7 protein-coding genes are annotated in these 12,408 nt (G+C 39.8%); 2 read left to right on the forward strand and 5 right to left on the reverse strand.

Annotation, left to right across the window (positions count from 1 at the left end):
- Positions 1-175 precede the first annotated feature (175 nt).
- The 5 genes from EFY79_RS16875 to EFY79_RS16895 all read right to left on the reverse strand — a co-directional run bounded on the left by EFY79_RS16875 (position 176) and on the right by EFY79_RS16895 (position 10,599).
- A complete protein-coding gene (locus EFY79_RS16875; RefSeq protein WP_123121918.1) occupies positions 176-853 on the reverse strand; it encodes a response regulator in 678 nt (225 codons plus the stop codon).
- Entirely contained in the window at positions 846-1,922 is a 1,077-nt protein-coding gene (locus EFY79_RS16880) for a sensor histidine kinase (protein WP_123121919.1), read from the reverse strand. Before EFY79_RS16880 ends, EFY79_RS16875 begins: the two co-directional genes overlap by 8 nt.
- Positions 1,923-2,003: 81 nt before the next feature.
- The gene (locus EFY79_RS16885; RefSeq protein WP_123121920.1) at positions 2,004-4,421 is read right to left on the reverse strand and encodes an outer membrane beta-barrel family protein; all 2,418 of its coding nucleotides are present in this window, start codon (positions 4,419-4,421) and stop codon (positions 2,004-2,006) included.
- A gap of 1,194 nt (positions 4,422-5,615) precedes the next feature.
- Positions 5,616-7,052: a hypothetical protein gene (locus EFY79_RS16890; RefSeq protein WP_123121921.1), complete on the reverse strand. Its 1,437-nt coding sequence runs from the start codon at positions 7,050-7,052 to the stop codon at positions 5,616-5,618.
- Between the two features lie 265 nt (positions 7,053-7,317).
- Entirely contained in the window at positions 7,318-10,599 is a 3,282-nt protein-coding gene (locus EFY79_RS16895) for a S41 family peptidase (protein ID WP_123121922.1), read from the reverse strand.
- A gap of 795 nt (positions 10,600-11,394) precedes the next feature.
- Here EFY79_RS16895 and EFY79_RS16900 point away from each other — a divergent pair.
- Both EFY79_RS16900 and EFY79_RS16905 read left to right on the forward strand, forming a co-directional pair.
- Positions 11,395-11,619 carry a hypothetical protein gene (locus tag EFY79_RS16900; RefSeq protein WP_123121923.1) on the forward strand — a complete coding sequence of 75 codons (225 nt, stop codon included), beginning with the start codon at positions 11,395-11,397 and terminating at the stop codon, positions 11,617-11,619.
- Between the two features lie 215 nt (positions 11,620-11,834).
- Positions 11,835-12,290 (forward strand): hypothetical protein, encoded by a 456-nt coding sequence (locus tag EFY79_RS16905; protein WP_123121924.1) that lies wholly within the window; start codon positions 11,835-11,837, stop codon positions 12,288-12,290.
- Positions 12,291-12,408: the final 118 nt, after the last annotated feature.

Below are 12,408 nucleotides of genomic sequence, written 5' to 3' on the forward strand. Positions count from 1 at the left end.
TGCTGTAAGAAACAGGAATATAACAGTACCTGACAGCAGAACGATGCCAATAATAGGTATTACTCCGGGTGAAAGCATGATTGCAATTTTGATTTAGCAATTCATGACGAAGTAAATTTTTAATCCATCAACAAAAGATAAAAAAACAGTCCGAAAAATAAAATTTTTATAAAGACTATTGAAAGCGGTAACCAACACCGCTTTCAGTAATAATGTGCAGCGGGTTATTTGGATTTTCTTCAATCTTTTTTCGCAGTGAACCAACAAAAACACGTAAATATTGTGTTTCGGTTTGATAACCTACGCCCCAGATTTCCTTTAGTATAAACCGGTGCGTCATAACCCGGCCTTCATTGCGGGCGAAAAGTGAAAGGAGATTGAATTCAGTGGAAGTGAGTTTAATCAATTCATTGTTTTTTCTAACGGTTCTTGCAGCCAGGTCAATTTGCAAATCGCCTGCATCCATAATAGTTGTATTGTTGGTTGTTTGATTTCTTCGGATTGCCGAGCGAATACGTGCTAATAATTCTGCTGTACGAAATGGCTTGGAAAGATAATCGGTAGCGCCATTATCAAGAGCGGAGACAATATCCGTTTCGCTATTTTGTACAGAAAGAATAATAATAGATTTATTGTACCACTGGCGCAATTCCTTGAGTATTTCATGACCACTTTTATCCGGTAGCCCAATGTCCAGCAAAATAAGTTCGGGAGGATGGCTTGCTGCCTTTATTATCCCTTCTTTCCCGTTTTCAGCCTGCAACACCTTGTAACCATTGCTCTCTAACGTAATTTCAAGAAGCTTACGAATTTGTGGTTCATCATCGATGATAAGTATCTCCGCTTTATTCATTTTTCAGGTTGTTTAAATAGGAGGCTTCAGCCGCAATTTCGATAGTGAATTTTGCGCCTCCCTGTTGATTATTTTCCAGTTTTACGGTACCGTTTTGCGCTTCTGCAAAACCTTTTACGATGGAAAGACCTAAGCCGCTTCCGCCTGCTTTGGTATTGGGAAGACGGTAAAATTTATCAAATACCATCGGAATTTCTTCCATGGGGAAACCGTTGCCATTGTCTGAAACAGTGATCACACAATTTTCCGCCTCATGTTTTACCTCAATCTCAATACAAGTATTTGCAGGTGTATATTGAACGGCATTATGTAACAGGTTGTATACAATTTGCCCCGTGAGGCCACTGTCCAGCTTGAACAAGGGAAGATTATCATTGTTTTGAAAAATAAAATGGTGATCAGTGGGAACCAGCTTTTGAATGGCAGAATTAATAAGCTCGTTCATATCTGTCCAATCCATTTTAGGTTTTAACATTCCACTCTCTAACCGGCTCATATTGAGAATATTTTCCACCTGGCGGTTCAGACGGTTTCCGGCGATTTGGATTTCGTTCAGCAATTCCGACTGATTTTCAGCCGAAATTGGATTCAGGCTTTCTTTTAGCATATCCACCGAACCAAGAATGGCAGCAATGGGTGTGCGTAACTCGTGTGAGAGCGAATTAAGTAGGGTATTGTACAGTTTCAACTCGTTTTCCTTTTCTTCTTTATCTCTTGCCTTATTCTCTGCTTCGCGCATTTTGAATGTCAAAGCCGCATTTATCAGCGCAATTAAAAAATAGAGTAGAAACATCAGCAAATCCTCGGTATTGCCAATGCTAAAAGTATATAACGGCGGTATAAAGAAGAAGTTCCATATAACAGCACTTAAAACAGCCGAAAGCAATACCGGAAGAATTTCAAACAGCATCGCCACTACCGATACCGTCATTAACAGGACGAGTGCTACTATTTTATAGTCGATACCGCCATTAAAAGGAAAGAAAGCCAGTGAAACGGCAAGTACCGGTAGCACACTAAAAAGGTATTGTGTTTTAACCGGCAATTTTCTTATATCTGACAGCTTCACGTTTTACTTTTATTTGAATATAAAAGTAATGATAAGGCTATAAAGATATTGTAAAGAATAGCTTCTTCTGTTCCTGAAATTTTAATTATTATTCACTCTCCCTTTTTCTTCTTCCGCACCGGTACTGCGTTCACGCTTTCCCTTTAATTTTTCTTTGCCAAAATTGTGTGTGAACGTCACCTTAAAAGTTGGCCGGGAGAAATTGAGATTGAAAGTAGAAACAAGATTTTGTTCCGGTAAATTAATGGACGTTCTGTATTTCATAGAATTCAAAATATTTGAAGCATTAAAATCTAATGAACTTTTCTGGCCAAGCTTTTTCTTTAGCCCCATGTTAAGCATACCAAGAGGTTTTACAATAGCTAACCCCGATAGGGATTTCGATTGATAAAAACCGGACAATTCAAGTGTAAATTTTTTCGGTAGCTTAAATTGCTGGCTTCCGTAAATATTAATATTGCCGGAGTTCAACCTTACCGCATCTTTTTGATAAATCGCATTTACCTGTTGCCATAATCCTGTAATATTAAATTGCATTGTCCACCATTCATTCACCGTAACCGGTAAGGAAATGATTGCAGAAATGATCTTTTGATTTTCAAGATTTCGTGGTGTCAAAATGGTTATCAGCCTTGCCGAATCTATTTCCGCCTGGAACCCCGTTATAGCTTTTTTTTCTACGCTGTAAGAAATTGAAAAAAGGTAAGATTTAAAGATATAATCTCCCTTAATGGTATTGGTAAAAGATGGTTGCAATGCGGGATTGCCCGTAAGCTCTGTTTTTGAATCGAGGTAATATGTAAAAGGTGCCAGGTCAGTAAAGGCAGGCCTGTTGATACGGGTGTTAAATGAAAAATTAATTTTATTATTTTCATTCAAAGTATGCGACAGAAAAACGGTTGGAAAAAGATTTCCATAATGCCGGTCCACTATATTTTTTATGGTTTCGGTGCCCAGGTTTGAATTAGTGTATTCATACCGTAAGCCCAACTTGGCATCCGTCTTTTTATTGAGAGAAACATCAACAGAAACATAAGCCGCTGAATAATTTTCGTTCAATTTATATTTTGCCGACAACGCCTCATCCTTAATCCATGAAGGCTGCTCCAGCCTTTCAAAACTTACATCATTTTTAAATCCTGAAACGGTTTGTTTAAGCCCGCTTTCCATACTTATTTTCTTTCCTAATTTGGCGTTGTAGTCTAAGGCCCCGACCAAAAATTCCATATAGGTAAGCTTGCCGCTCCGTGTTGCAAGGTTGTAAATAAACTTTCCGGTGCCATCATAGTTAGAAGCAAAATAATTCACCGGTTGATTGTTTTTGTAATGGATATAATCAAGATTCAGAGTAAGATTCGTATTTTCTTTAAAACTATGGCTGCTGTTTAAATTGATTCCATAATTTATCCAATCGTTCAGCTCATGATTTGAATAGGTCGTTAAAGTATCGGGCACTCCATTTTTGATTAATGAACTTTGAGTCTGCTCAGCCTGTGTGAAATGCCTTTTATTACCTGTAACCAGCATGCCGACAACGGTTCGGTTGTTGATTTGGTAATCCAGTCCAAGCCTTGCATTTATTTGTATCGTTGTGTCGGTACGGTCCATGGTATTATATTTTTCGAAAACGTTCCCTTTATTCTGTATTTTGCTATAACCCTCAAATCCGATAGGGCCTTTTATTCGTGAATAAGAGATATCGCCATAAATATTCAATTTGTCTTTACGATGATTGAAATTAATACCTGCACCACTTACCAATCCTTTTCCATATCCGAGCGATAAATTATAAGATCCATTTGTGCCAACATTATTATTCTCTTTCAATACAATATTGATGTAGCCCGCATTTCCGCCGGCATCAAAACTGGCAGGCGGTGTGGTTATCAGCTCTATTTTTTCTATATTGGCCGAGTTCATACCCGATAACATTTCTACTACAGCACTCACAGGCAGGTGGCTCATCTTTCCATTGATCATTAACTGCACGCCGTCTTTGCCACTAAGAGAAATAACATTATTCTGGTGGTCAACAATCACACCGGGAGATCTTTCTAGAATCTCAAGCGCTGTACTTCCTGCTGAAGTAATACTGTTTTCCACATTTATAATAAGCCGGTCAATTTTTTGTTCCAGCAGCGGTTTCTTTGCGGCTACTTTCACCTCATCCAATTGCTGAGTCTTTAGATAAAGATGAATCACACCAACATTTTTGTCGTTGCCCGCTGAAATAAAAAAGGTTTCTGAATTATACGGATTAAGCCCGGTAAAGCTTGACTTTATAAAATAGTTTCCTGTTTGAATATTCCTGAATAAAAAGCTTCCGCTTGCATCAGTAAGCATACCTTTTACGAGACCGGAATCGGAAGCCCGCAACAGCAGTACGTTTACGTTATCAAGTTTTCTATCAAGGCTATCTTCCATTACACCTGAAATATTAGATTGAGCCTGACTTTCAAAAAAAGTTAAAATCAATGCAAAAAAGAATAACAGTTTCATGATTCAATGTTTTCTTTAAAATAAATTTTCAGAAAAACTTTTTACAAAGTTGAAAGAAGCATTTTGCCAATAAAATAAGTTAGGGTGATTGCAAGGGAAAACTGAGCAGGCAAACAGCTTTCTTTAGGGAATCATTTTTATACGCTCCTGTTGACCGCTCACTCAGCGAAACTGCTATTGACCATTATTCTTCAGAAAAGGATAGGGAATAGATGCAGGCTGCTAATTCAATGGGGCTGTGTCATTTATTGTTGAAATCACTTCCATTTCGATTCGAGTCCTGATTGGATTTTTGAAGATCATAATCATAGCCATCACAAAATTGAAATTTTCTTGTATTTTTCAGTGGTAAGAAAAGGACTTTCTTCAGAGGATGGAATTTTAATATCCGGATATTGCAAAGTGTGTTTACAACTTTAACGCGTCAATAGGATTGTAGATGCCAACCGGAAAATATTGAGCACTAATGTATAAAATTTTAATTTCCATTTGTTCGTTTTATATTTTCCAGCTAACAGCAATGATAAATCTATGAAAACGTGAAAGACTTTTCCAGCGCCAATTACCCCGCGGCTGAATTGATTGAGCAGTGGGAGGTATTATAAACTTATGTGGTAAGATGGAATCGGAGAAAATGATGTTTTTTTCTTCCTGGTTCCTTCTGTCTGGCAGGCGCTCTTTAGATAATGATAATGCTATTTACAGAAGTTAAACCGTAAACAAACAAGTTCCGCCAATTCTTATTTCCAATGGTTTCAGCCTCTGTAGGTGGTCCTCTTTCAAATTAAAATATTCCGCGGTATGGTTGCCAAATCAGATAAATATGATTACTCATTATAATAAAAGCGTTTAGCTGGATTCGTTACCAGTCACTAAGAATTTTGAACTTTCCACTATTATGTTCTTAGAATTATCGTCCGAAAGCAAATGATTCCGTTGAAAAATAGTTGCTGTAAAAAACTGTGCACGTTCAATTGAAAAATTTTGATCCATAACGTTAATCTGTAAAATAAAAGGAAGAAACAAATAAAATCGTTGGTCGAAGGCCAGATGATAATGAACATCGTAATTCTTATTTGCGTCCTCGTAAAGAATGGTATTTTTTTCAATGCCCGTTTTGTATTATATTCTTTAAGTCCGAATGCAGTGAAGCAACAAATAAAATTGATTTTTGTTTTGAGTGAAGGCACCTTGTTATGATGCCGGCAGCGTACGGAAAGCTTTATTTTTCATAACCATAAGGGATACCATGATTGCTGAAATCATAAAGACATCAAACACAAACAAGTCTCCTATGACCACCTGGGCTAGAGAATGATCTTGCCTGAAGCTGAAATCACCATTTACAAACATTCTTATTAGCGCTACGGCTATGGTTGACCAAACCAGTATCAACAACATGGATCTCAACACGGATGGCTTTCTTTGAAATGCAGCCACCAACAGGCCGACAACCAACGAGGCGGCAATAATTATGATTATCATCAATAAAGGCGACGATTGTAATGCCGGAAAAAGGTGCTCGTCAGTTACGAGATCTATTACGCAATGGCAAAAGGTTAAGGTAACAGCAATCTGGAAAGCAAGATGCGGCCATCGCAGGGTTATCATTATTAAGGCACAACCGATGAACGTAAAATTAACCAAAACCCTTCCGATAGTAGCTAGTGATTCGTAGAATATTCCGTCACGGGTGTTAATTATATCCAGGTACGATTCAAGCCATGATATTGCTGCGTACATCAAAAAACCTATGAACATGACGGAAACCAATTCTGATGCAAAGGATTTATTGATGGTAATTAATTTTTTTGGATTCAGCCGCCAGTCGATATGATTGCTTCTCCACGCCGCAAAGCCAAGAAAACCACCCAATAAAAAACCGAATGAAAATTCCATCATCTTCCACCAGTCAACGATGAGAAGACGGGAGCCATACTGAGCGCCGACTGTAATCCAAAGAGAGCCCAGGCCAAAGCCCAGGCCTCCACCTATTAACCCATATAGGGCAAACCGCCATACTATTTTGAAATCTTCAGCGCGGGTTTTTATTTTCAGGAAAATTAATAATCCAATTGCGGCGAATAATAATCCTGCCCACGATTCATTCCTGGGATGCGAATAAGGATTTGAAAAATACAGGACTTTTGGATCGTTTATCACTTTCAAACCAATCACAAGCGCAATCAAAAATATCAAAAAACCTATGAGGATGGTTTTAACTTTAATCCGTTGAAAAATCAGGCCCAGGCCAATAAACAGCCCGCTGAGTAATCCCCATACTGCACCCTTCAGGCTTGTTCCGGCAAAGCCCCACCATACTGTGTCAGCGTTTCGGAGAAAGCCAATTGTTTGCCCATAAGTCATCTCTCCACCCATAGCGGTTCCTGCGGTTCCAAAAACGGTTGCTATGGCAGCAAGCCTGAGTGGAATGTCAAGTAACAGGCAGATGGCCAGCATAACCATGGCGCCCGGAATCATGGCTCCGAAAGGGCCGCCACCAATAAAGCCACGTAATCCCCATCCGAGCAACATGGATACAGCAGGAAATAAAATGAAAAACAGTAACGAATGATTTTGTGCGAATGCAGCTTTTTGCTGAGCATCAGTTAGTCTTTCCGATGGCTTCATTTTTTTATTTTGAGGCTAAGATAAATGCAATCTGTTAAAAATTTTAAGCTGGTGTTTTTATGTGGGTCATACTGTTAGATTATTGGCGGAGGCGCTAACGACAGCCTTGAATAAAACTCACTTTCAGTCCCAGCCGGATTCTCCTGAAAGTGACCCGGCGTAAACGGGATGACGTGCTGGGCAGCGAAACAAATGGCCCCACACCTGTGTCTTTCAAAAAAATAAAAACCGGTCTTATTTATTTGTTTACTGTAAACCTTAATGCCTATTTGCTTACTGTTTTAAGCATTTCTTTAACCGCTGCTTCTAACTGCGGGTCCTGGCCATTTAATACTTTATTATAAGGATTCTCCACTTTTATGTCCGGCTCTAACTGGTGGTTTTCAGTAAAATTATCTTCGTTAACCCCTTTGGTGGCAATCATCGGGATACCAAATACAATGGTTGGGTCTATCTGTCTTTCCCACCAAACGGCGGTTCCCGTTCCCGGTACCGGCATGCCAATCAATTTACCAATTCCTAATTCCTTATAGATGTAGGGAAACATAAAAGCATCCGAATAATTGGATTCGCTCATCACCACGCAACTGGGCTTAGTCCACTTATCCATGGATTCGCCTCCCGGAACTATATTACCCTGGGGCGCAAACTGCATATATAATTTTCCACCAAGGAAAGTAACCAGGTTATCATGAAGCCATCCTCCGCCATTGAAGCGGGTATCCACAATGAGCGCTTTTTTATCAAAGTTTTTCCCCAATACTTTGCTGATCACGGTCCTGAAGCTGGGATCGTTCATTGCCTTTACATGTACATAGCCCACTGTTCCACGCGAAAGACTGTCGGTCATTTTTTGCATCATTTTTACCCAACGGTTATACATAAGCGTTTGCTCTTCGGCTGCCGAAACCGGCTTGATCACTTCATCCCATTTTTTGGAGGAAGAAGGGTCAGAGAAAGAAAGCCGGGTAAATACTTTTTCCGCATGATTTAATAAGCCGGCCCAGTCGAAATCAGCGGTGATGGCCGTTCCGTTTATCTTCTCCAGGATATCGCCCGGCTTCACTTTTGTTTTGCTGTTGTCCATCGGGCCACCGGCTAATATTTCTTCAACTACAAGGCCATCACCTCCTTTCTTAACGTTGTAAAGCATTCCGAGTGACGCAGTTTCATCTGCATTGTCTTTTTTGGGATAATACCTCGCACCGGTATGCGACACATTTAATTCGCCCAGCATTTCACTGAGCAAATCCCTGAAATCATGATTATTATTTACATAAGGAAGAAACTGCTGGTAAAAATCATGATAATATTTCCAGTCCACTCCCTGGAATTTTGGGTCAAACAGTTTTTTTGTTACCTGCCGCCAGGTGTGTTCAAAAAGATATTGCCGTTCGCCTTCGGCGTCGAGGTTAAAGCTCGCTTTGATGGGCAGAAGCTTTACATTGTCATCCGTTGCCTTTTTATTTTTATCATTTTCATCTGCAATATTTACCGAGCTGATTTTGCCACCTGCCAGTACAAAAATGGTTTTTCCGGAAGTGTCTATGGCGAGCGAGCCCCCTTCTTTTGCCTTGAGTTGCGCTATCACTTTGGTATCGTGGCTGCGCAATTCAGTTTGCCACAGGTTGTATTCATTTTCATATTTTGCCAGGTAATATAATTTCTCCCCATCTTTTGAAAGGATAAAATCACTGAGCATGGATGAATTGATGGTTAATCTTTTGGTGCGGGTATTAAGGTCATCCAGGTCTAATTCTACCGGTTTGACTTCTTTGGTTTTTACCGCTTTCTTTTCAGGCAATTCTTTTTCTTTATTAATGCTGTCTTTTTTCTCTTCTTTTTTTAAAAGCTTAAAATCGTCTTCGCTGAGATTGAAACGGTCAAACGCTTTCTTATCAAAAAACATCGCATATACATCTCCCTGGCCGCCACGGCTGGGATTGCTCATTCCTTCCCTGCTGGATATCCATGCCATCATTTTCCCGTCTGCTCCCCATTTGGGCATTACGTCGTCAAACCCGCTTTCAGTAAGATTTTTGCGCTCGCCGGTGCCGTCTGCTTTTACCAGGTCTATTTCGGCACGGTTAAAAGTACCTTCAGAGGAATTCGCCAATATCCATTTGCTGTCGGGCGACCAGTTAAAATATTCATCTCCGTCAGCATAAGAATAATTAACGCCTTCAGGAATCACGGTCACCGTTTTTTTAGTTTCCGGGTCATACACCTTTAGAATATTGCGTTCTTCGAGGTAAGCTATCTTTTTGCCATCCGGCGAATAATGCGGCTGAAATTCGTCTTTCCCTGTGGCAATCACCGGGGTATTATTGACAACGGTTGCCGCATAAAAATAGGGTTCGTTTTTATTGGCAATTTCCAACTGGTTGATGTCCCATGAGGAGCTGTCTTTTTCTACGGAGAAAATGATAGAACGTCCATCCGGGCTGAATTCTATCATCCGCTCCTGGTAAGGCGTATTGGTCAGCCGCTTCGTCGTATTGCCATCCGCAGAAGAAGCAAAAATATCGCCGCGGTAAACAAAAGCCACTTCCATGCCATCCGGTGACAGTGCCATTTCACTGATATCTTCGTTAGTCACAGGGAGTGTTTTGGAAGCCTGTTGGGCAAAATCCGCCTGGAGCGTGATGTTTACTTTTTCAGGCTGACCGCCTTCCTTAAGGGTGTAGATGTCGCCGGCATAAGTAAAACAAAGAATGCCGTTGCCTGAGCGGCTCAGGTCTCTTACGGGGTTTCTTTTAAAATGAGTTAACTGAATGCGCCGGCCCGTGTCAGCTACAGACGATTGGTACACGTTGAGATTGTCGTCATTTTGCTCGCTCAGGTAAAAATAATTATCACCATCGCCCCAAACCGGTTGCAAATCGTTTCCCTGGAAACTGGTTAGTTTGGCATACTTTTCTGTGGCAATATTATACGTCCAGATATCGCGCGTTACGGAGGCTCTTTCGTGTTTGCGCTCATCGCTTTCGTAACCTTTCTTGTCTTCGAAAATAAGCATGCTGCCATCTTTATTGTAAGAGGCATCGCCCATTCCGGCAGAATTGAGCATCACCGATCTTCCTCCTGCTACGGGAACGCGATACAATTTCATGAAAATGCCGGGAAGGGGAAACCGGACGGAAGTATAGAAATCATTACGCGCGGTACCAAACACAACGGATTTATCATCCGGTGTAAAATCCAAAGGAACATCAGCGGCGGAATTCCACGTGAGCCTGGTGGCAGTTCCACCGCCAGACGGCATTACATACACATCAAAGTTTCCATACCGGTCAGAAGCAAAGGCAATCAATTTTCCATCATGGCTCCAGACAGGGTTACTCTCGTAATCCGGGGTAATGGTAATGGCGAGGGCGGTGCCGCCGGATGCAGGCACTTTGAAAATATCCCCTTTATATTCAAAAGCGATCCATTGCCCGTCGGGAGAAATAGCGGAATTGCGAAGCCACCGCGGCGTATTGCCGGTTTGTGCTGATGCGTACAAACTGCAAAGGGAAATCAGAAAGGAAAGGAGCATTTTCATCATAAAAATATTTAGCAGTAAGAAACTTTAGCAGGGGGTAATTTCAAAAGTATTAAATATTAAAATGAACGAAAAAAATAATTGGAACAGGTAGTTATTATAGCAACGTGCACAGGGATAGTTGCCTCTTAAAATTTCTTTTTTATATATTAATTTAATTTTTACCTTGAAGCGCTTTTGAGTTTCTCCGTAAGAAGAAACTAACTGTGGTAGCCGGAATTTTGATTGGAATTAATTTTCAACAAACAATATTAAAAACTGTATTGACGCAACAACGATACAAAAAGCGCAATAGGAAGGGCTGATAATCAATACTTGTAAAATGATTGGATTTCGTTTAATATTGTTAGCTGCGATTCCTCAAAGTCTCTAAAAATTGTAAGAATAAATAATTATTATGAATAACCCATTTGAAAGTATGAAAGGATTTGCAAAAAATCCATTAGGCATTTTATCATTGCTTATATCTTTACTATATGGAATTGCCTGTTTAGTATTTTCCTTGGGGGCTAAAAACTTTTCAGTCCCAGCCGAGTCTCCTGAAATGGACCCGGCGTAAACGAGGCAGCTGGTTATCCACCAGTAAACCTACCCAAAACAATCATCCCTGTTTCACTTTAACCGGTTAGTAGTATCGGGAAAAGGATTCGTTACCCTATTTACTAAAAAACTCGGTTTGGACGAAGATGGATTTGACTAATGGGATGGGGGATAACCGATGATATCAATACTTCAACGTAAGCAGTAATGCTGTAACGATTCGGAGATATTCGGTATTTTTGAAAAAAAAGATTCAGTATGACAAGTGCTTTAAAATATATGGTTGACGAAAATGGCGAAAAAATTTCTGTTTTAGTTCCATTAAAGACTTGGGAAAAAATAAATCAAGACTACCATAAACTTCAAAATAAGCTTAACGTTTTGACCGGAATAAAAGACGGTTTAAACGAAGTGCGGGAGGCAAAGAAATCAGGAAAAAAGCTGCAAACTTTAAAAGATTTTTTGCGTGAAAGTCACAGTTAAAATTAGAAAGTCTTTTAGTTCTCCCTTCTAGCGCGAGGTTGTGGTTAGAGGTGTTAGCGCAAGCGTCCGTGTCTGTTGCACAACTCACATTATGTGGATAAAGATAGTTGCAAATGGGCATTGCAAAATCGTACCTTAAAGTATGCAAGGAAAAAAACTGTATACAGAACAATTACTTGTAGCTTTTTATATCTTTTCTTTTAGAAAATCACGAAATGCCAAAAATAACAATAGAATGGAAAAAATTTGACAGGCAATTGCCGAAGATTATTTCGGAAGAACATTACAATAACATTAAGTACAAAAGAAAGCCGATGCAACACGCTAAACTTAACTTTCTCAAAATACTTAAATGGGAAATCTTGTTTGTTGTGATAGGTGTAATTTCGGTTTTAATTCTTGCAAATAACTTAGTAAGAATAGATAGTATTGGTGAAATGATTTTCGCCTTATTAGCACTTGTAGCCGTTTTCCCAGCAATTACTCTTGTCATTTCTTTAATATCTTTTATTGGGGATTATATGATTTTTAAAGAAGAACTAAAAAAACTAAAAGCAGCGGTTAGCAAAAGTAATTCATACACGGAGTTTTGTTCAATTATGGCGGAAACAAGTGAATCTTACGTTATGCATTTGGCAAGATTGAAAAATGAAGATAAGCCTGTCCGTTAGTGTAATTGCTATTGACAGCTAACATTGATATTGTCCCAACTGCCGGGTATTAGCGCAAACGTCCAACGTTCAGTCCCAGCCGAGTCTCCTGAAACGGACCCGGCGTAAACGAGGGAGC

This window comes from Hanamia caeni (assembly GCF_003721595.1).
GTDB classification, from domain to species: domain Bacteria; phylum Bacteroidota; class Bacteroidia; order Chitinophagales; family Chitinophagaceae; genus Ginsengibacter; species Ginsengibacter caeni.